Here is a 25,732-nt window from a genome sequence, read left to right on the forward strand (position 1 = left end):
ATCTTTGCGGCCACTTTAATAATTAACATCAGTAAATGAAACGACTCACAGTGGCTTGGCTGTCGGCCTTCTTATTTATCGGTTCTGCGTTAACGTCTTACGCTCAGACAAATTCTCCGATCCCAGAGCGGGATTCTTCTTCGGTATCTCTTTTTGAATACGCAACTAAGATTCCGAAACGCAACAAGGTTTTCAATCTGGACTTGGAGATGCATGCAGGATTCAACGCGGACTTTTTCTCGGGGAAGCTGGATGAAGCCGCCTTTCGTTTCAGGGATGTCAAAATTGATGTTACCGGAGAAGTGAACGATCGGTTATTCTATTGGTATCGCCAAACGCTGAATGGCGGTTATGAGGGACAAGCCTTGGAGAATTTGAATGAGTCGATCGAATATGCGTATATTGGCTATAAACTGAATGAGCGTTTTACCTTAACCGCCGGAAAACAAGATGTGTTCTACGGTGGTTTTGAGTACGACGAGAATCCTTTGCTTATTTATGAGTATAGCGATATGAATGAATACTCCCTTTGCTACCTTACGGGAATCGGGCTGGGGTATCAGCCGAATGAGTCACAAGAGATCCGCTTACAGGTGACGAACAGTCGTATGGGATCGATGGAAGATGAGTATGGACGTCTGCCGGAAGGATTTAAGAAACCGAGAGTTCCCTTGTTTTACACATTGAACTGGAACGGTAACTTTCTGGATGAGTTGATTCATTTACGATACTCCGTATCCGCCGCGGAGCAAGCCCAAGGAAAATATATGTATAGCGTCTTTACCGGTCAAAGTATAGAGGCCGGACCGGTCTATGCTTATTTCGATGTCATGTATTCACGGGGGAAATTAGATCCGTTAGGATTATTGACCGAATTGACTCAGCCCGAAGTCGCCGGAGAAGAGGAAGAGGAACCGGAACCACCAGTTCGTATGCAAAACATCGATTATCTTTCGCTGGTGGGAGAAATACAATATCGTTTTCATCCCAAATGGCAACTATTCGCAAAAGGAATGTATGAAAGCGCATCGATCTATAAAGCCTACGATACTTACGAGAAAGGAAAATACCGTACGGCATGGGGGTATCAAGGAGGACTAGAGTTCTATCCGATGGCCGATGATAATCTACATATCTTCTTGACCGCCATAGGTAAAAAATATAACCTCTCTGAACGAGCGAAGGCGCTCGATGCCTCTTTGGACGACACCGCACGCCTTTCGATCGGTTTCATTTATAGATTACCGTTATATTAAATTTTTCTCATTTGTTGTAGAGACGCAGCATGCCGCGTCTCATCCCCTCAGAATGGTAACTTAGAATTGCAACACAAACTCTTCCCCTTGTAACAAGTCCACTGTTACTTTTCCATCGACTACAGGTAGGGAAACCGGCTTTTGGTTCTTTTTGAGGCTCATGTTCGCGGAATTCGCCGGAAGCTTGATCTGGAAAGAACCGGGAACGATCGCTTTCAATCGAGCTTCCGTCAACAGACCTTCCGTCCATTTAGCCGACACCTCTCCGCCATTCCGGACTTTTAAACCACTAAAGCTTCCGTTTTTCCAAGCAGATGGCAAAGCGGGCAAGAACTCGATCAATCCGGATTGACTCTGTATCAACATCTCCGCAATACCGGCTGTTCCTCCAAAATTACCATCAATCTGGAAAGGAGGATGGGCACAAAACAAATTAGGATAAGAGCCTCCTCCCTTCACCTCCTTCGTATGCTCATCTACACAGGGACGTAACAAATCACCCAGCAATTTATAAGCATGATCGCCATCCTGTAAACGGGCCCAGAAATTAATCTTCCAAGCCATAGACCAGCCCGTGCTTTGATCGCCACGGACCTCCAAGGATTTACGAGCCGCCTCTGCCAACTCCGGCGTATGCTCTATCGATATCTCATTCCCGGGATAAAGCCCATATAAATGAGAGACATGACGATGGGTAGGCTCTACCTCCTCATACGGCTCGAGCCATTCCATAATACGGCCGTCTTTACCGATCGTCGTAGGCATCAAGCGATCTCGTTTCGCCGCCAACTCAGCAGCGAACGCGCTATCCACACCTAAAATCCCGGCGGCCTCAATGGTATTCGTAAATAATTCCCGCAAGATCTGATTGTCCATCGTCGATCCGGCACAAATACTCACGACACTTCCGTTTGGCATTTTATAAGCGTTCTCCGGAGAGGTAGTAGGTGCCGTCACCAGATATTTAGTCCGGGGATCTTGCACCAGCATATCCACAAAGAATTGGGCAGCCCCTTTCATCGTCGGATAAACATCCCTCAAATACGCCTTATCTAATGTATACTGATAATGCGTGTACAAATGCTCGCATAGCCATGCGGCGGATGTATTCGTGGCTCCCCACGACGGATGTTCGCCCGGGGCGGTAAACTCCCAGACATTACCTAAAATATGCGTGACCCATCCCCGTGCGTTATAAAAAGCTTTGGCCGTACGTTCACCGCTAGGGACTTGCTGTTTCGTCCATTCGATCAGCGGAAGGTGCAACTCGGAGAGGTTCGTGACCTCCGCTGGCCAATGATTCATCTGTAAATTAATATTTAGGTGATAATCCCCGTTCCAAGGCGTATGAATCGTATTACACCACAAGCCCTGCAAATTCGGGGGCAGTAATCCCTGCCGGGTCGAGGAAATCAATAAATATCGACCGAACTGGAAATATAAAGCCGCCAATCCCGGATCGTTCTTATCTTGAGCGAAAGCGGCCAAACGCTCATGGATCGGAAGATGATCCCTTTCGCCTTTTCCCAAATCCAAAGAGACCCGATCAAACAGGGAGCGATAAGCGAGTGTATGTTCCCGGCGCAAGGTGGAGAAATCCTTAGATTCCGCTTGCGATAAGTATTTTTCCAAGGATTGTCCGACGCCGTCTTTATCGAAATAATCCGTACCTAAACTTACCAAGATAATCGCTTCCGAGGCACTTCGCACCGATAAACTACTATCCGTTGCGGTCAAATCTCCCCCCTTCGGCAAGACGATACGGACACGAGAGGCGAAACGCATCCCTTTCATCTCCAACGTATCCACCCCGTCCGGCAATTGTCCCTGCATCAGCAAGTCCTTTCCGTCCAAAAAGATCGCCGCATGTTCCGGACGATTCATACCTAATGAGAAATTCAAGGCCCGATCCGCATCCGCTACCAAATGAATCACTCCCAGATCCCCGGAAAAAGAGGTAAACATTTCCCGTTGATAATTCACATTCCCCCTTTTAAAAGAGACGGAAGCGATAGCCTCGCTTAGGTTCAACCGCCTGCGATACTCAGCGATAGAATCCGATTCATTCGGATACGTATATCTCAGCACTAGATTTCCGAATAATTGGTAACTCCCATACGGAGCGTTCGCACCGTCACCCAGATTACTCCCGGTCCCTTTGCAGACGAAAGTTTTATACATCAAATCCTGTGCCTCGTCATTCCGTCCCTCAAATAAAAGGCGACGAATATTCGCCAAAGAATAATACGCATAAGGATTGTCCGTATCTTGCTTACTTCCGGACCACAGGGAGATCTCATTCAGGACAACATTCTCCCGCTCAATACCACCATCCGGCATCATACCGATACGGCCGTTTCCCAAAGGCAAGGTCTCTTCCCATATCTGCGCTGGTTGGTCAAAATAATATGAGACCTCCTTCCCGGTCTGCATATCCGGCAAATTACAACCGAAAAGGAACGATAACAAAATCAAATAAAGTCCTTTCATATTCATACGATTATTCCTTGTTATTGTTTTTCCATCAAAAGCCGAAGAGGCGATCCACTGCAACCCGGGTTGCAGTATCACCCTAAAAGCTTTGCATATCACATAGTCGTTTATAATAGCCGTCCAAGGCTAACAACTCCTCGTGTTTGCCCCGTTCTACGATCTCACCCTCATGCATCACACAGATCTCATCCGCGTTACGGATCGTAGAGAGACGGTGGGCGATCACTACGATCGTACGGTTCTTCATCAAGTTCTCCAACGCTTCTTGTACCAAACGCTCGGATTCCGTATCCAAGGCGGATGTGGCCTCATCCAAAATCAAGATCGGGGGATTCTTTAAGATCGCACGGGCGATACTGATTCGCTGGCGTTGTCCGCCGGACAGTTTTCCACCCCGGTCGCCTATATTGGTATCGTAACCTTTCTCACTCGCTATGATAAAATCGTGAGCGTTGGCGATGCGGGCGGCTTCCTCCACCTGTTCCATCGTAGCCCCTTCCACTCCAAAAGCGATATTGTTGAAGAAGGTATCGTTAAACAAGATAGCCTCTTGATTGACATTTCCCATCAATCCCCTAAGATCGAAAAGGGTGGCCTCACGGATATCCGTATCATCAATACGGATATTCCCTTTATTCACATCATAAAAGCGAGGCAATAGATCCACCAAGGTACTTTTACCCGAACCGGATTGACCGACCAAAGCCACGGTTGTTCCTTTCCGGATATCCAGATTGATTCCTTTCAAGACCCAAGCCTCCTGATATTTAAACCAAACATCTTTATAACTGATTTTCTCTTTCAAGGCGATCTTCTTCGGATGTTCCGGATCATGGATATCCGTCTCCGCCTTCAAGATCTTATCGACACGCTCCATAGAGGCCAGACCTTTCTGGATCGCATAAACCGACTTACTTAGATCTTTCGCGGGATTGATAATGCTATAGAAAATAACCAGATAATAAATAAACGTAGGAGCGTCGATCGGGCTATTCGCGCTCAAGATCAGCGTACCTCCATACCAAAGTACGATAGCGATCGTAACGGTTCCCAAAAACTCGCTCATCGGATGCGCCATTTGTTGGCGGCGATAGATACGGTTCGTCAACCGGCGGAAAGTATCATTGCTTCGCTCAAAGCGGTCTTGTATCTTCTTCTCGGCGTTAAAGGCCTTGATAATACGGAGTCCGCCTAATGTCTCCTCAATCTGGCTCATCAGGAATCCCCACTGTTGCTGTCCTTCCAAGGACTTCCGTTTCAACTTCTTGCCGACTTGTCCCATTACGTAACCCGCCAACGGCAGCAGGATCAAGACGAACACGGTAAGTTGCCAACTGATAGCGATCATACCCACCAGATAGATCACGATCAGGATCGGGTTCTTAAATAACATGTCCAATGAACTCATTATGGATGTCTCAATCTCGTTCACGTCTCCGGATACACGGGCGATAATATCCCCTTTTCGCTCCTCGGAGAAAAAGCTCAACGGCAACTGCGTAATCTTCTTGTTAATCTGATTACGGATATCACGAACGACTCCGGTTCGAATCGGGATCATCGTATAAAAAGCCAGATACATGGTCGCCACTTTCAAGAAAGTCGCCACGATCAGGAAGATTCCCAACATAATCAAGGCGAACGAACCGCCGTGTACCTCTATCAGATCGGATACATACCAAAAAAAGTTATTTTTGATCAACTCCGGCAAGGCTTTCCACGACTCCCAGCTTCCCGCGTTAAAATTCCAATCCATAAAGGTGTAATTCCCCTCATCCATCTTAAACAAGATCTGAAGGATCGGGATAATCAAGGCGAAAGAAAACAGGTTCAAGATAGCGGAAAGTACATTGAACACGATGTTCAGAACCATATACTTTTTGTAAGGGGGAACGAAACGCTTTAAAATACGTATGAAATCTCTCATAAATTGATCTGTTACATTGAAGTGGCAAAGTTACTACAAAAAAGTGAAATGCGGAAAGATATAGTGATAGAATTGAGTTACAAGGGTTTTGGTTGAAGTGGCGATAATCCGTGAAGCCATTACAATCCCTGCCGAAGCCAAATCCTGACGCCGCTACGTTACTTGTTCGTAACCATGCCCGAAAATGCGACAAACGGGTACGAATAGCGAAACAAGGCTCTAAGGAATAGTGAGTTATCCATAACTCATGCGAAAAATCAGGTTACGGAAAAAGATTGCGCCGTTCCTCCCCGTTTTGCGTACCAACACCGGACTCTTCACCAACTAATTTTGAAACCCAAAAATTAAGGACAATGAAGAGTACATTTTCAGTAATCTACTACCTCAAGCGTCAGGTAGTGAAAAAGGACGGGACAGTTCCCGTCATGGGACGCATCACGGTGGACGGCAGCCAGACACAGTTCAGCTGCAAACTGACTGTCGATCCGAAACTGTGGGACACCAAAGGTGGACGTGTCACGGGCAGAAGCACGGCGGCACTCGAAACGAACCGTATGCTTGACAAGATGCGGGTACGCATCAACAGGCATTATCAGGAAATCATGGAGCGTGACAACTTCGTCACGGCGGAGAAGGTGAAGAACGCCTTTCTCGGACTGGAACACCGCTACCACACGCTGATGCAGGTGTTCCGCCAGCACAACGAGGACTACGAGAAGCAGGTGGAGGCAGGCATGAAAGCCAAAGGCACGCTGCTGAAGTACCGCACCGTTTACAAGCACATGCAAGAGTTCCTCGACATCCGCTACCATGTGAAGGACATCGCCCTAAAAGAGCTTACCCCGGCTTTCATCTCCGACTTCGAGATGTTCCTGCGCACGGACAAGCACTGCTGCACCAATACCGTGTGGCTGTACGTCTGCCCGTTACGGACGATGGTATTCATCGCCATCAACAACGAGTGGCTGACGCGCGACCCGTTCCGCGAGTATGAAATCAAGAAGGAGGAAACAACACGCAGTTTCCTGACCAAAGATGAGATCCGCCTGCTGATGGAGGGGAAACTGAAAAACGCCAAACAGGAATTGTACCGCGACCTCTACCTGTTCTGCGCCTTCACGGGGCTGTCGTTCGCGGATATGCGCAACCTTACGGAAGAGAATATCCGCACCTACTTCGACGAACACGAGTGGATAAACATCAACCGCCAGAAAACGGGCGTGGTGTCCAACATCCGCCTGCTCGACATCGCCAACCGCATAATCGGCAAATACCGGGGACTGTGCGGGGACGGCAGGATATTTCCCGTTCCGCATTATAACACGTGCCTTGCCGGTATCCGTGCCGTCGCCAAGCGTTGCGGCATCACCAAGCATATCACGTGGCATCAGAGCCGCCACACGGCAGCCACGACGATATTCCTCTCCAACGGTGTTCCCATCGAAACGGTCAGCTCCATGCTCGGACACAAGAGCATAAAGACGACGCAGATTTACGCAAAGATAACCAAAGAGAAGCTCAATCAGGACATGGAGAACCTTGCCGCAAGATTGAACGGCGTCGAGGAATTTGCAGGTTGCACCATCTAAAAAGAAAAGCCATGAAACGTGACACAATCATCATCGAGGACAAGGCAGTCAGCGTAACCGGTAACGACGTGTGGATGACCGCCACCGAAATAGCCGGATTGTTCCATACGACCGTCCCGGCAGTGAACGCCGCCATCAGAGCCGTCCGCAAGTCGGACGTGCTGAACGACTACGAGGTGTGCCGCTACATGCAGCTTGAAAACGGGCTGCACGCGGACGTGTACGCCCTTGAAATCATCATCCCGGTCGCTTTCAGGGTGAATACCTACAACACCCACCTGTTCCGCACATGGCTGGTGGGAAAGGCACTCTCACAAGAGAAACGGCAGACATACGTGATGTTCATACAGAACGGAAAAGCCGGGTATTGCTGATTGCACATACCCCATAAGACAAGTAAACGGGTAGCACCACAAAAGGTGTCACCCGTTTACTTTTTCATGAAACCGCCTCACTCCAGCGGCTTGCGGTAGTTCGCTTCCAGTACCCCGCGCAGCCCCGTTTCCGGGTAAAGCACCTTCCCTCCCAAAAGTATGAAGGGCAACACGCGGTTGTTGCGGTATTCCTGCAAGGTGCGCCGGCTCACACGGAGCAGTTCCGACACCTCGCCGTCCGTCAGGTAACGTTCCCCGTCCAGCGGAGGACGGTAGCTTTCCAGAAATGCGGACAGCCATTTCGAGCCTTTGCGCATATCCTGCACCACAGAGGCTATCGGCTCGTCTTCCATCGTAAAAACATCGTTGTTCTCGTTCATCATAACTTCGGATTCAGTGGGTGAATAAATCAAATCATCTGCCGTGCGGATAGAGCGTGCCGACAAGCGGTATCAGCCGCTTCACCTCCTCTGGCTTGTAATAGAACCTGCGGTTTATCTGCGAGTAGCCGATAAGCCGCCTGTCACGCAGCGTCTGCAACGTGCGCGGGCTTATTCTCAACTGCCCGCAGACCTCCTCGCCCGTGAGCCATCTTTCCATGCGCCCCGTGTCGCTTTTGCGCCTCAGGGCGGCGACCTTCTCCGAGAGTGCGCCGAATGCCGCCACCATCATCTCGAAAGTCTTTTTCTCGATAGATACTATTTCCATATTCATGTCATTTAGAGTTTGCCGCAAAGGTAACGAAACGGCATACAAGACGTATCGTTTTCCGCTGAAAGGCTGCCTGTTGCGCCGTTTGACCGGGTTACGGAGCCATCTTCCGCAAAAATCTTACGTGAGTCACGTAGTGAGTTGTTAAAGCCCCTTTTGTTTATTGCCGAATTTTGTCGCAGAAACAAAAAGAAAGGACTGAACATGAAAGTGATAACAATGGAAAGTTCCGCCTACAAGGAGATGATGGCGCAGATTGCGAACATCGCAGGGTACATCCGCGAGGCAAGGGACGAGAAGAAACGGAAGCGGGAAACCGAAGACAAGCTGCTTGACACGGCACAGGCGGCGAAGATGCTCAACGTGAGCAAGCGCACCATGCAGCGTATGCGCACCGACCACCGTATCGAGTATGTGGTGGTACGCGGAAGCTGCCGCTACCGCCTTTCCGAGATACTGCGGCTATTGGAGGACAACACAGTAAGGAACGAGGAAGGGACAATAGACACCCTGTTCCACAACCACACGCTGCGCACGGGCGGCAAACCAAAAGGAAGGAGGACATAGGTCATGGAACTGCTCACACGAAACAACTTCGAGGGCTGGATGCAGAAGCTGATGGAACGGCTCGACCGTCAGGACGAACTGCTGCTGGCGATGAAGGCTGAGGGGAAACAGCCCACTATCACGGAAAGCATCCGCCTTTTCGACAATCAGGATTTGTGCATGTTGCTCCAGATAAGCAAACGCACCCTCCAACGCTACCGCAGCGTAGGCGCATTGCCCTACAAGACGCTGGGCAAGAAGACCTATTACAGCGAGGAGGACGTGCTGACATTCCTTTCCAACCATATCAAGGACTTCAAAAAGGAAGATATAGCCTTCTACAAGGCTCGTATCCATAATTTCTTTCATAAATAACCCATTAAAACATTTTTCAGATGGCAAAGAAAAAAGACGAAAAGGACGTGCTGGTAGTCCGTGACGAGAAGACAGGCGAGATCAGCGTGGTAGCCGGGCTGAACGCGGACGGCACACCCAAGCGCACCCCCGCAAAAGCGGAGAACGCGCAGAGTTTCCTGCAATTCGACCGACATGGCGACGTGCTGGACAACTTCTTCAAGAACTTCTTCCGGCAGTGCAAGGAACCCAGCCGCTTCGGTTTCTACCGCATTGCGGCAGACCAAGCTGAAAATCTCTTAGAGGTGATGAAGCAACTGCTGAAAGACCCCGAAGCGAACAAGGAGCTGCTCGCCCCTCACAAGGTGGACACCTCCGACTATGAGAAGAAGGTGCAGGAAGAGATGGCAGCACAACAGACAGAGAAACAAGAACCTCAAAAACAGGAGAACATGGAACAACGGAAAGAACAGCAACAGGACAAATCCGAACAGATGCAGGGCAAACGTGGCTACCAGCCCATCGACGAGAGTAAAATCAACTGGCAGGAGCTGGAGGACAGATGGGGCGTAAAGCGGGACAACCTTGAAAAGTCCGGCGACCTTACGAAGATGCTCAACTATGGCAAGTCCGACTTGGTAAAGGTCAAACCGACCTTCGGCGGCGAATCATTCGAGCTGGACGCCCGCCTCTCCTTCAAGAAGGACGGTGAGGGAAACATCAGCCTCGTGCCGCACTTCATCCGCAAGGAGCAGAAGCTGGATGAGTACAAGGAACACAAATTCTCCGACAATGACCGGAAGAACCTCCGCGAAACGGGCAATCTCGGTAGGGTCGTGGACATTGTGGACAGGGAAACGGGCGAGATCATCCCCTCCTACATCAGCATCGACCGCAAGACGAATGAAATCACGGACATTCCAGCAAGCAGGGTGCGCATCCCGGAGCGCATCGGCAAGACGGAAATCACCACGCAGGAGCGGGACATGCTCCGCGCCGGACTGCCCGTACGCGACAAGCTCATCGAGCGCAACGACGGCAGAAAGTTCGTCACCACCCTGCAAGTGAACGTGGAGCAGCGCGGCGTGGAGTTCGTGCCGGGAACCGGCAAGTCGCCCCGTACCGCACAGACACAGGAAACCAAAGGCGACACATCGAAAAGTCAGGCGCAGGGCGGGGAAAATGCCGCACAGACCAAGAAGGAGCAACGCCGCAACACGTGGACGAACGAGGACGGCAGCATCCGCCCCATCAGCAAATGGAGCGGCGTGAGCTTCACCGACCAGCAGAAAGCCGACTATGTGGCGGGTAAAGCCGTGAAGCTGGAGAACGTGACCGACAAGCAGGGCTTCCATGCCACGATGTATATCAAGTTCAACCCGGAGAAGGGACGCCCGTACCGCTACGACACGAACCCTGACAATGCACAGCAGGTTGCTCCGTCCAACGAGAGCCGCACGCAGGTGGCGGTGAACAACGATGGCAAGACCAACGAGGCTACAAAGAATCTGAGAGAGCCGTTGCAGAAAGGTCAGACCAACCCGAAGGACGCCCGCCAGCAACAGCAGCAGGAGAAGCCGCAGAAGAAAACGGGCAAGGGCATGAAAATGTAATCCCGTGTCCGCCACTGAATCCAAAATAAAATCCAAAGTATCAACAAAAAAGAAGAAGACATGAAGACAATCATTGCAGAAAAGCCCTCCGTGGCACGTGAAATCGCCCGCATCGTGGGCGCGACAAAGAGAGAGGAAGGATATTTCGAGGGAGGCGGTTATGCCGTGACATGGGCATTCGGACACCTCGTTCAGCTTGCCATGCCCGACGGCTACGGCGTGCGCGGATTTGTCCGTGACAACCTCCCGATTATTCCCGACACATTCACGCTCGTCCCCCGTCAGGTCAGGACGGAGAAAGGTTACAAGCCCGACAGCGGCGTGGTGTCGCAGATAAAAGTCATCAAAAGACTGTTCGACACAAGCGAACATATCATCGTGGCGACCGATGCCGGACGCGAGGGAGAGCTTATCTTCCGCTACCTCTACCACTATACGGGTTGCACCACTCCTTTCGTGCGCCTGTGGATCAGCTCTCTCACCGACAAAGCTATCCGCGAGGGACTGCGGAAACTCGAAGACGGCAGCAAATACGACAACCTCTACCTCGCCGCCAAAGCGCGGAGCGAATCCGACTGGCTCGTGGGCATCAACGGCACACAGGCGTTATCCATCGCCGCCGGACACGGCACGTATTCCGTGGGGCGGGTGCAGACACCAACGTTGGCTATGGTATGTGAACGCTACTGGGAGAACCGCCGCTTTACGTCCGAAGCATTCTGGCAGCTCCATATCGCAACGGACGGTTGCGACGGCGAAGTCGTGAAATTCTCATCCTCCGAGAAATGGAAAGAGAAAGAACCGGCGATGGAACTATATAATAAGGTAAAGGCGGCAGGTTGCGCCACTGTCACGAAAGCCGAGCGCAAGGAGAAGACGGAGGAAACTCCCTTGCTCTACGACCTGACCACGCTCCAGAAAGAAGCCAACGCCAAGCACGGCTTCACGGCGGAACAGACGCTTGAAATCGCGCAGAAACTCTACGAAAAGAAGTTGATAACCTATCCGAGAACGGGAAGCCGCTACATCCCCGAAGACGTGTTTGCCGAAATTCCCAAACTGCTCGCTTTCATCGGCACACAGCCCGAATGGAAAGACAAGGTGCGGGCAAAAGCCGCCCCGACACGCCGCAGCGTGGACGACGGCAAGGTGACAGACCACCATGCCCTGCTCGTCACGGGTGAGAAACCGCTCTTCCTCTCCAAAGAGGACAATACCATCTATCAGATGATTGCCGGGCGCATGGTCGAGGCATTCTCTGAGAAATGCGTCAAGGATGTGACCACTGTCACGGCGGAATGTGCCGGAGTGGAGTTTACCGTAAAAGGCAGCGTCGTGAAGCAAACCGGATGGCGTGCCGTCTATGGCGAGGAAAAAGAGGAAATTACCATCCCCGGCTGGCAGGAAGGCGACACGCTGACACCGAAAGGCTCGTCCATTACCGAAGGAAAGACCAAACCCAAGCCGCTGCATACCGAAGCCACCCTGCTCTCGGCAATGGAAACGGCGGGCAAGGAAATTGAGGACGACGCACTGCGGCAGGCGATGAAGGACTGTGGCATCGGTACTCCCGCCACACGCGCCTCCATCATCGAAACGCTTTTCAAGCGCGGTTACATGGAACGCTGCAAGAAGTCGCTTGTTCCCACCGAAAAAGGACTTGCCCTCAATTCCGTCGTCAAGACGATGCGCATCGCCGATGTTGCCATGACGGGCGAATGGGAAAAGGAGCTGGCGCGTATCGAGCGCGGGGAACTGTCCGACGACACCTTCCGCAAGGAGATAGAGGCGTACACACGTGAGATAACCTCCGAACTGATCTCGTGCGACAAGCTCTTCGGCAGCCGTGACTCCGGCTGCGCGTGTCCCAAGTGTGGCACGGGCAGGATGCGGTTCTACGGCAAGGTGGTACGCTGCGACAACACGGAGTGCGGACTGCCCGTGTTCCGGCTGAAAGCGGGACGCACCCTGTCCGACGATGAAATCAAAGACCTGCTCACCGAAGGGCATACCAAGCTGCTCAAAGGGTTCAAGAGCAAACAGGGCAAGAGTTTCGATGCTGTTGTCGCCTTTGACGGGGAATATAACACGACTTTTGTGTTCCCGGAGGCTAAAAAGGACAAGAAATTTTCAGGACGGAAGAAATAGTATTAACTTTGCCACTTGTTCAGAGTAATGAATTGTTCTTCGATACCGGATTACACTCATACTTTGGATTTAGTGGTGGCACTCGGAGGGATACCGAGTGCCTTTTTCTTCCTTTTTCCAACCGATTATCCCGTTAATTATCAATCCGCTAAATCCAAAGTAATGAACAACAAGAAGAAAAACGAGGGTCAGACCGACTTTTCCTATTACGGTCTGTACCTGCTGGACTATCTCCGCACGAACAAGTTTGAACAGGCTGACGACACCGCTTTCATACGGGAACGGGCCGACCGTGCCGCCGAAACGTATGAGAGGGCACGGCTTGAAGGCTATCCCGCCGATGGTGCGCAGGAACTGGCGATGGACACGCTGCTGCGCGGGCTGCATTATTCCCGTTACGCCATCCTCCGCGAAGTCGTGGAAAACGAGTTTGCCGATGAAGTGCCGGAAGAGAAGCGTGAAGCCTTTGTCCTGAAACTGCTGCCGCTTGTCGGCAACGTGTTCTCCGTCTATGACCTCTCGGATGACAATTTCGCCCTGTCTTCCGATTACGACCTGCTCTACACGGAGCTGACGGGAGCAACCGTCCTTTACTTAGACGAATATGGCGTTTAACCGCAAACAGAAACTGCGGGACAACATCGAGGCGATACGGACGGCATTCATCCTTGACAGGGAAAATAGGACAGCGACAACCGAAGAGCGTGCCATACTTCAAAGGTACTGCGGTTTCGGCGGTCTGAAATGTATCCTCAACCCTGCAAAGGAACTGACGGATGCCGTCCGGTGGGCGAAATCCGACCTCGAACTGTTCGCCCCGACGGTGGAGCTGCACAGGCTTATCCGTGAGAACAGCAAGGACGAAACAGAGTACAAGCGGTTTGTGGATTCGCTGAAAGCGTCCGTGCTGACCGCTTTCTACACCCCCAAAGAGATAACCGACACCATCGCGGACGTGCTGGCAGATTACAGCGTCCGCCCCGCCCGTATGCTCGAACCGTCGGCAGGTGTCGGCGTGTTCGTGGATTCCATGCTGCGGCACAGCCCCAATGCGGATGTGATGGCTTTCGAGAAGGATCTGCTCACGGGTACAATCTTGAGGCATCTCTATCCCGACCAGAAAATGCGCACCTGCGGTTTTGAGAAAATCGAAAGACCGTTCAACAATTATTTCGACTTGGCGGTGTCCAACATTCCGTTCGGTGACATTGCCGTGTTCGACGCGGAGTTTCAGCGGAGCGACTCTTTCGGCAGACGCTCCGCCCAGAAAACCATCCACAACTATTTCTTTCTCAAAGGACTGGATGCCGTGCGTGACGGCGGTATCGTGGCGTTCATCACCTCGCAAGGGGTATTGAATAGCACCAAGACCTCCGTGCGTAACGAGCTGTTCAGTCAGGCCAATCTGGTATCCGCGATACGCCTGCCCAACAACCTGTTCACGGACAACGCGGGCACGGAGGTGGGCAGTGACCTGATTGTCCTGCAAAAGAACCTCAGCAAGAAGGAAATGTCGCAGGACGAGCGGCTGATGACCGTGATACAGACGGACACGAAAACCGCCCTGACCGACAACGCCTATTTCATCCACCACCCGGAACGCATCGTGCATACGATGGCGAAACTTGACACAGACCCCTACGGGAAGCCCGCTATGGTTTATCTGCACGAGGGCAAGGCAGCAGGCATCGCCGGGGATTTGCGCCGTATGCTCGACGAGGATTTCCATTACAGGCTTGCCATGCGCTTGTATTCGGGTTCAATCCGGCAGGCAGGAACGGAAGAAAAAGTTGCCGTTCAAAATAAAGTAGAGCGTCCTGCCATAAAATTGGAAACAGTATCCTCGGCGCAGACGGTGGAAACTCCGACAGAAAAGCCGCAACCCGCAGATGAAAAGCCGGAGATAGAACCGCGCCCGCAATATTCCGCAGGCGTGCAGCTCACCCTGCTTGACCTCTGGGGGATGACGGAAGAGGTCAGCCAACCGAAAACCTCCAAAAAGAAAAAGACGGTGAAAAAGGCAGTTACGGCAAAGTCCACTCCGCCCAAACCGAAAGTCACGGTTACACCGACAGCTCCAACTGCAAAACCCGCAATGGAGAATAAGGAGGTGAAAGCGGAGAACACCGCCAAGCCTGCCGACCCGGACGACATCTATGCCACACTGGACTGGGATACCAATCCTCCCATCAACGGTTTCTATGAAATGATGATGGGTTTGACGCCGGAGCGTAGGAAAGAACTTCGGGAACTGGCAAGGCAGCATAACGAGAAACAAGTGGCGGAAAAGACGGAAGTGAAAGCCGTGCCGGAAACTTCCCGTGAGCAGCCACGACAGGAGGAAACACAGCCGGAGGCAGTCGCCGCACCTGCCGTTACAGATACCCCATCGGAAGCGGTGGGGACTTTCCTTTTCCCCGACATCGAAGCGGAAAAGCCGAAGGAGGAAGTCGTGGACCTTTCTCCGCGTGCCTACCACCGCACGCCGGAGATGCACCTGCGCGAAGGGTCGCTGGTGGCTGACCGGGGGCGTCATAACATCGGCTACCTGAAAGACATCACGCCATACGGGGCGACATTCCAGCCGCTCGACCTGAAAGGATACCAGAAGGAAAAGGCGTTGTTGTATGTGTCGCTGCGTGACGCCTACGAGCGTCTGTACCGTTATGAATCGCTCCGGCGCGAGGCAAATGTTCCGTGGCGAGAGCATCTGAATACCTGTTACGATGAGTTTGTCATGCGCTACGGCAACCTCAACGCCAAGCAGAACGTGAAGTTAGTGATGATGGATGCGGGCGGGCGCGACATCCTTTCGCTGGAACGGATGGAAAACGGAAAGTTCGTCAAGGCGGACATCTTCGAGCATCCTGTTTCCTTCGCGGTGGAGAGCCATGCCAACGTAGGCTCTCCCGAAGAAGCCCTGTCTGCGTCGCTCAACAAATATGGTACGGTCAATCTCGACTATATGCGGGAGATAACCGACAGCACGGCGGAGGATTTGCTCACTGCCCTGCAAGGGCGCATCTACTACAATCCGCTCGTGACCGGTTACGAAATCAAAGACCGTTTCATCGCCGGAAATGTCATAGAGAAAGCGGAACGCATAGAGGCATGGATGGGTGACAATCCCGAAAATGAGCGTATGCCGGAGGTGAAGCAGGCGTTGGAGGCTCTGAAAGATGCCGAGCCGCAGCGCATCGCCTTCGAGGATCTGGACTTCAATTTCGGGGAACGCTGGATTCCGACGGGTGTCTATGCCGCCTACATGAGCCGGCTGTTCGACACGGAGGTGAAAATCGCCTATTCCGCAAGCATGGACGAGTTTTCGGTGGTGTGCGGCTACCGCACCATGAAAATCACGGACGAGTTTCTGGTGAAGGGGTATTACCGGAACTATGACGGTATGCACCTCCTAAAACACGCCCTGCACAACACCTGCCCTGACATGATGAAGTCCATCGGCAAGGACGAGCATGGCAACGACATCAAGATGCGCGACAGCGAGGGAATACAACTCGCCAACGCCAAGATTGACGAGATACGAAACGGCTTCTCCGAATGGCTCGAAGAGCAGTCGCCGCAGTTCAAGGAGCGGCTTGTGACGATGTATAACCGCAAGTTCAACTGTTTCGTGCGCCCGCGCTACGACGGCTCCCATCAGACCTTTCCCGACCTCAACCTGAAAGGGCTGGCAAGCCGGGGTATCAAGAGCGTCTATCCCTCACAGATGGATTGCGTCTGGATGTTGAAACAGAACGGCGGCGGAATTTGCGACCACGAGGTGGGAACCGGTAAGACGCTGATAATGTGCATCGCCGCGCATGAGATGAAGCGTCTGAATTTGGCACACAAGCCGATGATTATCGGGCTGAAAGCCAACGTTGCGGAGATTGCAGCCACCTATCAGGCGGCATATCCCAACGCACGTATTCTGTACGCTTCGGAGAAGGACTTTTCGACCGCCAACCGTGTGCGCTTCTTCAATAATATAAAGAACAACGACTACGATTGCGTCATCATGTCGCACGACCAGTTCGGCAAGATACCGCAGTCGCCGGAATTGCAGCAGCGCATCCTGCAAGCAGAGCTTGACACGGTGGAGGAAAACCTCGAAGTGCTACGGCAGCAGGGAAAGAACGTGTCGCGGGCGATGCTGAAAGGATTGGAGAAGCGCAAGCACAACCTTGAAGCGAAGCTGGAGAAGGTGGAACACGCCATAAAGTCACGCACGGACGACGTGGTGGATTTCAAGCAGATGGGCATCGACCACATCTTCATAGATGAGAGCCACCAGTTCAAGAATCTGACTTTCAACACGCGCCACGACCGTGTGGCGGGATTGGGAAACAGCGAGGGAAGCCAGAAGGCACTTAACATGCTCTTTGCCATACGCACCATACAGGAGCGCACAGGAAAAGACTTGGGTGCGACCTTCCTCTCCGGCACGACTATCAGCAACTCACTGACTGAATTGTACCTGCTGTTCAAGTACCTGCGCCCGAAGGAGCTGGAACGGCAGGACATAAGGTGTTTCGACGCTTGGGCGGCGATATTTGCCAAGAAGACGACGGATTTTGAATTTAACGTGACGAACAATGTGGTCCAGAAGGAGCGTTTCCGCTACTTCATCAAAGTGCCGGAGCTTGCCGCCTTCTATAATGAAATCACGGACTACCGCACGGCGGAGGATGTGGGCGTTGACCGTCCTGCCAAGAACGAGATACTGCACCATATACCGCCCACGCCGGAACAGGAGGACTTCATACAGAAACTGATGCAGTTCGCCAAGACGGGCGATGCCACCTTGTTGGGCAGGCTGCCGCTTTCGGAAACGGAAGAAAAGGCGAAGATGCTCATCGCCACGGACTATGCCCGGAAAATGGCACTCGACATGCGCATGATAGACCCGAATTACGAAGATCATCCCGACAACAAAGCGAGTCACTGTGCCAAGATGATCGCGGAGTATTATCAAAAATACGACGCCCAGAAAGGCACGCAGTTCGTTTTCTCTGATTTGGGGACATACCAGCCGGGCGACGGGTGGAACGTCTATTCGGAAATCAAGCGCAAACTGACGGAGGACTACGGTATACCGCCAAGCGAGGTGCGCTTCATTCAGGAGTGCAAGACCGACAAGGCGCGGAAGGCGGTGATAGACGCCATGAACGCCGGGACGGTGCGTGTGCTGTTCGGCTCTACCTCTATGCTCGGAACGGGTGTGAACGCCCAGAAACGGTGTGTGGCTATCCATCATCTCGATACGCCGTGGCGACCGTCCGACTTGCAACAGCGTGACGGACGCGGAGTTAGGGCAGGTAATGAGATTGCCAAACATTTCGCCGGGAACAACGTGGATGTAATCATCTACGCGGTGGAGAAGTCACTGGACAGCTACAAGTTCAACCTCCTGCACTGCAAGCAGACTTTCATAAGCCAGCTCAAAAGCGGTGCGATGGGTGCGCGTACCATCGACGAGGGGGCAATGGACGAAAAATCGGGCATGAATTTCTCGGAATACATGGCGTTGCTCTCCGGCAATACCGACCTGTTGGACAAGGCGAAACTGGAAAAGCGGATCGCATCGCTCGAAGGGGAACGCAAGTCGTTCAACAAGGGCAAGCGTGATTCGGAGTTCAAGCTGGAGTCAAAGACCGGCGAGTTGCGCAACAACACGGCTTTCATAGATGCCATGACGGAGGACTGGAACCGCTTCCTGTCGGTGGTGCAGACCGACAAGGAGGGCAACCGCCTTAATATAATAAAGGTGGACGGAGTGGATTCCGCCGATGAGAAGGTCATCGGAAAGCGTTTGCAGGAGATAGCCAAGAATGCCACGACCGGAGGGTTGTACACGCAGGTCGGTGAACTTTACGGTTTTCCGATAAAGGTGGTGAGCGAAAGGATACTCAAAGAGGGATTGGAGTTCACCGACAACCGCTTCGTGGTCGAGGGGAACTACAAGTACACCTACAACAACGGGCATCTGGCGATGGCTGACCCGTTGGCCGCCGCCCGCAACTTCCTCAACGCGATGGAGAGGATACCCTCCATCATCGACCAGTACAAGGCGAAGAACGAGGTGCTGGAGATGGAGATACCGCAGTTACAGGAGATAGCGGGTAAGGTGTGGAAGAAGGAGGACGAGCTGAAGCAGTTGAAGTCCGAACTTGCCGCCCTTGACCGAAAAATTCAGCTGGAGCTTGCGCCACCCACGCCCGAAGTCGCAGAAAAGGAGAATGAAGGGCAACAGCTCAAGCCGGAAGCGGAAGATGTGAGGAACAGGCAGGCGCAATATCCCGAAAATGCACCGCCGCAGATACGCAGTCCGGCGGATAGTATCGTTGCCAACCATGTCATAATCGGGCGTCCGGGACTGTATGCCAAGGAGGAAACCCGGTCCAAAGGATTGAAAATATAACCTAAGGAATTTTATCTGAAGTATTAATAAGGGCTATCCCAAAAGGTCTAAAAGTAAATTTTATCCTTTCTGCAAGTATCTATAGGATGGCAACTGCATTTTTTTCTTTTTGGGCAGCCCTTATTAAAATTTATTCTTATTTTAGGTTATATACATTCATGTCCATTTATGTAAAAAATTCCTGCTGACCTTGTTTATGTCTTGTCAGTCACCATTTGCAAAACCATATTTGACCCTCAAAGAGGCTGAATTTGATAAGTAACTTGCTACATACTCATAATAAGGAGCTAAATAGAACACGAATGGGAAATACACAAATGCTAAACTAAAGAAGATATTGGCCAAAATAAACGCTATACCGAGAGAGAAACTTGATTTTTCAACTTCCTAAAACGGTGTTGTTCAAACATTTCTACTTATTTGTACTTGCCAGTTGAACCTACGCTTCCCTAATAAAATGTCTATGGTAAAAAGTTAAAAAATCCTCCCACTTTTGTTAGATATATTTTTTTGTGTAATTTTGTAATCGTTATGCGGCAGTAATAATATACATATTAATACGAGTTAGTAATCCTGTAGTTCTCATATGCTACGAGGAGGTATTAAAAGGTGCGTTTCGACAATGCATCTACTGTAGTATATTATTGCTTAATCCAAATGAATATTATAAATTTAGGAATTCTTGCTCACATTGATGCAGGAAAAACTTCCGTAACCGAGAATCTGCTGTTTGCCAGTGGAGCAACGGAAAAGTGCGGCCGTGTGGATAATGGTGACACCATAACGGACTCTATGGATATAGAGAAACGTAGAGGAATTACTGTCCGGGCTTCTACGACATCTATTATCTGGAATGGAGTGAAATGCAATATCATTGACACTCCGGGACACATGGATTTTATTGCGGAAGTGGAGCGGACATTCAAAATGCTTGATGGAGCAGTCCTCATCTTATCCGCAAAGGAAGGCATACAAGCGCAGACAAAGTTGCTGTTCAGTACTTTACAAAAGCTGCAAATCCCGACAATTATATTTATCAATAAGATTGACCGTGCCGGTGTGAATTTGGAGCGTTTGTATATGGATATAAAAACAAATCTGTCGCAAGATGTCCTGTTTATGCAAACTGTTGTCGATGGATCGGTTTATCCGGTTTGCTCCCAAACATATATAAAGGAAGAATACAAAGAATTTGTATGCAACCATGACGACGATATATTAGAACGATATTTGGCGGATAGCGAAATTTCACCGGCTGATTATTGGAATACGATAATCGCTCTTGTGGCAAAAGCCAAAGTCTATCCGGTGCTACATGGATCAGCAATGTTCAATATCGGTATCAATGAGTTGTTGGACGCCATTTCTTCTTTTATACTTCCTCCGGCATCAGTCTCAAACAGACTTTCAGCTTATCTCTATAAGATAGAGCATGACCCCAAAGGGCATAAAAGAAGTTTTCTTAAAATAATTGACGGAAGTCTGAGACTTCGAGACGTTGTAAGAATCAACGATTCGGAAAAATTCATCAAGATTAAAAATCTAAAGACTATTTATCAGGGCAGAGAGATAAATGTTGATGAAGTGGGTGCCAATGATATCGCGATTGTAGAAGATATAGAAGATTTTCGAATCGGAGATTATTTAGGTGCTAAACCTTGTTTGATTCAAGGATTATCTCATCAGCATCCCGCTCTCAAATCCTCCGTCCGGCCAAATAAGCCCGAAGAGAGAAGCAAGGTGATATCCGCTCTGAATACATTGTGGATTGAAGACCCGTCTTTGTCCTTTTCCATAAACTCATATAGTGATGAATTGGAAATCTCGTTATATGGTTTGACCCAAAAGGAAATCATACAGACATTGCTGGAAGAACGATTTTCCGTAAAGGTCCATTTTGATGAGATCAAGACTATCTACAAAGAACGACCTATAAAAAAGGTCAATAAGATTATTCAGATCGAAGTACCACCCAACCCTTACTGGGCCACAATAGGGCTGACTCTTGAACCCTTACCGTTAGGGGCAGGGTTGCAAATCGAAAGTGACATCTCCTATGGTTATCTGAACCATTCTTTTCAAAATGCCGTTTTTGAAGGGATTCGTATGTCTTGCCAATCTGGTTTACATGGATGGGAAGTGACAGATCTGAAAGTAACTTTTACTCAAGCCGAGTATTATAGCCCGGTAAGTACACCTGCTGATTTCAGACAGCTGACCCCTTATGTCTTCAGGCTGGCTTTGCAACAGTCAGGTGTGGACATTCTCGAACCGATGCTCTGTTTTGAGTTGCAGATACCCCAAGTAGCGAGTTCCAAAGCTATTACAGATTTGCAAAAACTGATGTCTGAGATTGAAGACATCAGTTGTAATAATGAGTGGTGTCATATTAAAGGGAAAGTTCCATTAAATACAAGTAAAGACTATGCCTCAGAAGTAAGTTCGTACACTAAGGGCTTAGGCATTTTTATGGTTAAGCCATGTGGGTATCAAATAACAAAAGACGGTTATTCTGATAATATCCGCATGAACGAAAAAGATAAACTTTTATTCATGTTCCAAAAATCAATGTCATTAAAATAATGGAGCGGTCAGGAAATTTCTATAAGGCAATACGGTTGGGATATATACTTATCTCCATTCTTATCGGATGTATGGCATATAATAGCCTCTATGAATGGCAGGAGATAGAAGCATTAGAACTTGGCAATAAAAAAATAGACGAGCTCCGAAAAGAAATAAACAATATCAATATTCAAATGATAAAATTTTCTCTATTGGGTGAAACAATACTGGAATGGAACGATAAAGATATCGAGCATTACCATGCACGGCGTATGGCAATGGACAGTATGCTCTGCCGTTTCAAGGCCACCTATCCAGCAGAGCGCATCGATAGTGTGCGCAGTCTTTTAGAGGATAAGGAACGACAGATGTTCCAGATAGTCCGGTTAATGGATGAACAACAATCTATTAACAAGAAGATAGCCAATCAAATTCCGGTTATTGTACAGAAAAGTGTGCAGGAACAGTCCAAAAAGCCAAAACGAAAAGGTTTCTTAGGCATATTCGGCAAAAAAAAGGAAGTAACTCCAGCAGTATCAACCACTATCCTTCATTCGGTCAATAGAAACGTAATCAGCGAACAGAAAGTGCAGGATCGCCAATTGTCGGAACAAGCCGACAGCCTTGCAGCTCGTAATGCAGAACTTAACAGACAACTGCAAGAATTGATTTGCCAAATAGAAGAAAAGGTACAAACCGAACTGCAAAGCCGGGAAAACGAAATAGTTGCCATGCGTGAAAAGTCATTTATGCAAGTAGGCGGTTTAATGGGATTCGTTCTTCTATTGTTGTTAATTTCCTACATCATCATACATCGTGATGCAAAAAGCATTAAACAATACAAGCACAAGACAACTGATTTGATAAGGCAACTGGAACAATCCGTACAACGGAACGAGGCACTGATAACGTCAAGGAAGAAGGCGGTACATACTATCACCCATGAACTGCGCACACCGCTGACAGCAATAACAGGCTATGCCGGACTGATACGGAAAGAACAGTGTGAGGATAAGTCCGGGCAGTATATCCAAAACATACTGCAATCCTCCGACCGTATGCGGGATATGCTTAACACTTTGCTTGACTTCTTCCGCCTGGACAACGGCAAGGAACAGCCCCGTCTGTCACCCTGCCGGATTTCAGCAATCACGCACACACTTGAAACGGAGTTCATGCCTGTTGCCGTGAACAAAGGGCTGTCCTTGTCCGTGAAGACTGGACACGATGCCATTGTATTGACCGACAAAGAGCGAATAATACAAATCGGGAATAACCTGCTGTCAAACGCTGTCAAGTTCACAGAAGAAGGCGGTGTTTCTTTGATTACTGAATATGATAATGGAGTTCTGACACTGGTCGTTGAAGATACAGGTACAGGCATGACAGAAGAGGAACAGAAACAAGCGTTCGGTGCGTTTGAACGTCTATCAAATGCCGCCGCAAAGGAGGGTTTCGGGCTTGGGCTTGCCATAATGCGTAATATTGTGTCGATGCTTGGCGGAACAATCCGTTTAGACAGCAAGAAAGGGAAAGGCAGTCGTTTCACAGTTGAAATTTCTATGCAGGAAGCTGAAGAACAGCTTGGATATACAAGCAATACACCTGTTTATCATAACAATAAATTCCATGATGTTGTCGCCATTGACAATGATGAGGTATTACTTCTGATGCTGAAAGAGATGTATTCCCAAGAAGGAATACACTGCGACACTTGCACCGATGCTGCGGCACTGATGGAAATGATACGCCAGAAAGAATACAGCCTGTTGCTGACAGACTTGAATATGCCCGATATAAACGGTTTCGAATTGCTGGAACTGTTGCGTTCGTCCAACGTGGGCAATTCACCAACAATCCCGGTGGTTGTGGCAACCGCTTCGGGCAGTTGTAACAAAGGGGAACTATTGGCAAAAGGCTTTGCCGGATGCCTGTTCAAACCGTTCTCCATATCGGAACTGATGGAGGTTTCCGACAGGTGTGCCATAAAAGCGACACCGGACGGGAAACCGGACTTTTCCGCCTTATTGTCCTATGGCAATGAAGCCGTCATGCTGGAAAAGTTGATAACTGAAACAGAAAAGGAAATGCAGGCGGTACGGGATGCAGCAAAAGAAAAAGACCTGCAAAAGCTGGATTCCCTGATCCACCACCTGCGCAGTTCGTGGGAGGTGCTCCGTGCCGACCAACCGCTGAATGTACTTTACGGATTGCTTCGTGGCGATGCTCTCCCGGATGGTGAAGCGTTAAGCCATGCCGTGACTGCCGTGCTGGATAAGGGAGTGGAAATAATACGGTTGGCAGAAGAGGAAAGGAGAAAATACGAAGATGAATAAGACAAAAATAATTGTGGTGGAAGACAACATCGTGTATTGCGAATATGTCTGCAATATGCTGTCACGGGAGGGCTACCGCAATATGAAGGCTTACCACCTCTCAACCGCGAAGAAACATCTGCAACAGGCAACAGATAATGATATCGTGGTTGCCGACCTGCGTCTGCCTGACGGCAGTGGCATAGACCTTTTGTGCTGGATGCGAAAGGAGGGAAAGATGCAGCCCTTCATCATTATGACCGACTACGCCGAAGTTAATACCGCCGTGGAAAGCATGAAACTCGGCTCGATAGACTATATTCCCAAACAGCTTGTGGAGGATAAACTTGTCCCCCTGATCCGTTCCATACTGAAAGAACGTCAGGCAGGACAACGCCGTATGCCTATATTCGCCCGTGAAGGTTCCGCCTTTCAGAAAATCATGCACCGCATAAGGCTGGTAGCCGCCACCGATATGAGCGTGATGATATTTGGTGAGAACGGCACGGGCAAGGAGCATATTGCCCACCTGTTGCATGACAAGAGCAAACGTGCAGGCAAGCCATTTGTGGCGGTGGACTGCGGTTCACTCTCCAAAGAGCTTGCACCGTCGGCTTTCTTCGGACACGTCAAAGGTGCATTTACAGGTGCGGACAATGCCAAGAAAGGATATTTCCATGAGGCGGAAGGCGGCACGTTGTTTCTGGACGAGGTAGGAAACCTCGCGTTGGAAACCCAACAGATGTTGCTCCGTGCCATACAGGAGAGGCGGTATCGCCCGGTCGGAGACAAGGCAGACCGGAATTTCAATGTCCGCATCATCGCTGCTACCAATGAAGATTTGGAGGTATCGGTGAATGAAAAGCGTTTTCGGCAGGATCTTCTGTACCGCCTGCACGACTTCGGGATAACCGTTCCTCCGTTGCGTGACTGTCAAGAAGACATTATGCCGCTGGCAGAGTTCTTCCGTGATATGGCAAACAGAGAGCTGGAGTGTAGCGTGAGCGGGTTCAGTTCCGAAGCACGTAAAGCGTTGCTGACACACGCATGGCCGGGCAACGTGCGGGAACTTCGGCAGAAAGTTATGGGTGCTGTATTGCAGGCGCAGGAAGGTGTTGTCATGAAAGAGCATCTGGAACTTGCCGTGACGAAACCGACCTCTACTGTCAGCTTCGCCTTGCGCAATGACGCGGAGGATAAGGAGCGGATATTGCGTGCGTTGAAACAGGCAAACGGCAACCGGAGTGTCGCCGCAGAACTGCTCGGCATAGGCAGGACAACACTATACAGCAAACTTGAAGAGTATGGACTTAAATATAAATTCAAGCAATCATAGCCCGTAATTCACTGAATTTGGCTATCTTTGCATAACATTTGAGAAAAACGGCGATTGGCAGGAGCTTTTCGCCGCCAACATATA

General features: G+C 50.1%; 16 protein-coding genes. 12 read left to right on the forward strand and 4 right to left on the reverse strand.

Annotated elements, in window-relative coordinates:
* Nucleotides 1–35: 35 nt before the first annotated feature.
* On the forward strand, nucleotides 36–1,256 hold the full coding sequence (locus ACYIA1_RS12820; protein ID WP_009275551.1) for an OprO/OprP family phosphate-selective porin: 1,221 nt from the start codon (nucleotides 36–38) through the stop codon (nucleotides 1,254–1,256).
* 60 nt (nucleotides 1,257–1,316) lie between these two features.
* On the opposite strand, the gene ACYIA1_RS12825 is transcribed toward ACYIA1_RS12820, so the two are convergent.
* Nucleotides 1,317–3,746 carry a glycoside hydrolase family 95 protein gene (locus ACYIA1_RS12825; protein ID WP_259013165.1) on the reverse strand — a complete coding sequence of 810 codons (2,430 nt, stop codon included), beginning with the start codon at nucleotides 3,744–3,746 and terminating at the stop codon, nucleotides 1,317–1,319.
* An 82-nt stretch (nucleotides 3,747–3,828) separates the two neighbouring features.
* Nucleotides 3,829–5,676 (reverse strand): ABC transporter ATP-binding protein, encoded by a 1,848-nt coding sequence (locus tag ACYIA1_RS12830; protein WP_217788610.1) that lies wholly within the window; start codon nucleotides 5,674–5,676, stop codon nucleotides 3,829–3,831.
* A 353-nt stretch (nucleotides 5,677–6,029) separates the two neighbouring features.
* Here ACYIA1_RS12830 and ACYIA1_RS12835 point away from each other — a divergent pair, with 353 nt between their 5' ends.
* Together ACYIA1_RS12835 and ACYIA1_RS12840 are read left to right on the forward strand one after the other, a co-directional pair.
* The gene (locus tag ACYIA1_RS12835) at nucleotides 6,030–7,265 is read left to right on the forward strand and encodes a site-specific integrase (protein ID WP_004291422.1); all 1,236 of its coding nucleotides are present in this window, start codon (nucleotides 6,030–6,032) and stop codon (nucleotides 7,263–7,265) included.
* 11 nt (nucleotides 7,266–7,276) lie between these two features.
* On the forward strand, nucleotides 7,277–7,639 hold the full coding sequence (locus ACYIA1_RS12840; protein WP_004291423.1) for a hypothetical protein: 363 nt from the start codon (nucleotides 7,277–7,279) through the stop codon (nucleotides 7,637–7,639).
* Between the two features lie 77 nt (nucleotides 7,640–7,716).
* Here the strand turns inward: ACYIA1_RS12840 and ACYIA1_RS12845 are convergent, their stop codons facing one another.
* Nucleotides 7,717–8,022: a helix-turn-helix domain-containing protein gene (locus tag ACYIA1_RS12845; RefSeq protein WP_004291424.1), complete on the reverse strand. Its 306-nt coding sequence runs from the start codon at nucleotides 8,020–8,022 to the stop codon at nucleotides 7,717–7,719.
* A 31-nt stretch (nucleotides 8,023–8,053) separates the two neighbouring features.
* Nucleotides 8,054–8,353 carry a helix-turn-helix domain-containing protein gene (locus tag ACYIA1_RS12850; RefSeq protein ID WP_004291426.1) on the reverse strand — a complete coding sequence of 100 codons (300 nt, stop codon included), beginning with the start codon at nucleotides 8,351–8,353 and terminating at the stop codon, nucleotides 8,054–8,056.
* A 138-nt stretch (nucleotides 8,354–8,491) separates the two neighbouring features.
* On the opposite strand from ACYIA1_RS12850, the gene ACYIA1_RS12855 reads away from it, so the two are divergent.
* From ACYIA1_RS12855 to ACYIA1_RS12895, 9 genes are all read left to right on the forward strand, one after another.
* Nucleotides 8,492–8,917 (forward strand): helix-turn-helix domain-containing protein, encoded by a 426-nt coding sequence (locus tag ACYIA1_RS12855; RefSeq protein ID WP_004291432.1) that lies wholly within the window; start codon nucleotides 8,492–8,494, stop codon nucleotides 8,915–8,917.
* Nucleotides 8,918–8,920: 3 nt separating this feature from the next.
* Nucleotides 8,921–9,271 carry a helix-turn-helix domain-containing protein gene (locus ACYIA1_RS12860; protein WP_004291454.1) on the forward strand — a complete coding sequence of 117 codons (351 nt, stop codon included), beginning with the start codon at nucleotides 8,921–8,923 and terminating at the stop codon, nucleotides 9,269–9,271.
* 20 nt (nucleotides 9,272–9,291) lie between these two features.
* Nucleotides 9,292–10,863 carry a DUF3945 domain-containing protein gene (locus ACYIA1_RS12865; RefSeq protein ID WP_004291455.1) on the forward strand — a complete coding sequence of 524 codons (1,572 nt, stop codon included), beginning with the start codon at nucleotides 9,292–9,294 and terminating at the stop codon, nucleotides 10,861–10,863.
* Between the two features lie 60 nt (nucleotides 10,864–10,923).
* The gene (locus tag ACYIA1_RS12870; RefSeq protein WP_004291456.1) at nucleotides 10,924–13,011 is read left to right on the forward strand and encodes a type IA DNA topoisomerase; all 2,088 of its coding nucleotides are present in this window, start codon (nucleotides 10,924–10,926) and stop codon (nucleotides 13,009–13,011) included.
* Between the two features lie 162 nt (nucleotides 13,012–13,173).
* Complete coding sequence (locus ACYIA1_RS12875) at nucleotides 13,174–13,626, forward strand: DUF1896 domain-containing protein (protein WP_004304266.1); 453 nt, start codon at nucleotides 13,174–13,176, stop codon at nucleotides 13,624–13,626.
* Complete coding sequence (locus tag ACYIA1_RS12880) at nucleotides 13,616–19,432, forward strand: N-6 DNA methylase (protein WP_004291462.1); 5,817 nt, start codon at nucleotides 13,616–13,618, stop codon at nucleotides 19,430–19,432. Before ACYIA1_RS12875 ends, ACYIA1_RS12880 begins: the two co-directional genes overlap by 11 nt.
* Before the next feature lie 657 nt (nucleotides 19,433–20,089).
* Entirely contained in the window at nucleotides 20,090–22,015 is a 1,926-nt protein-coding gene (gene tet(Q), locus ACYIA1_RS12885) for a tetracycline resistance ribosomal protection protein Tet(Q) (RefSeq protein ID WP_004291466.1), read from the forward strand.
* Nucleotides 22,015–24,333, forward strand: a complete 2,319-nt coding sequence (locus tag ACYIA1_RS12890; protein WP_004291467.1) for a hybrid sensor histidine kinase/response regulator — start codon at nucleotides 22,015–22,017, stop codon at nucleotides 24,331–24,333. Before tet(Q) ends, ACYIA1_RS12890 begins: the two co-directional genes overlap by 1 nt.
* A complete protein-coding gene (locus tag ACYIA1_RS12895; RefSeq protein ID WP_004291471.1) occupies nucleotides 24,326–25,648 on the forward strand; it encodes a sigma-54-dependent transcriptional regulator in 1,323 nt (440 codons plus the stop codon). The genes ACYIA1_RS12890 and ACYIA1_RS12895 overlap by 8 nt, the downstream gene beginning before the upstream one ends.
* Nucleotides 25,649–25,732 lie beyond the last annotated feature (84 nt).

The organism is Parabacteroides sp. KHUB-02 (assembly GCF_056640955.1).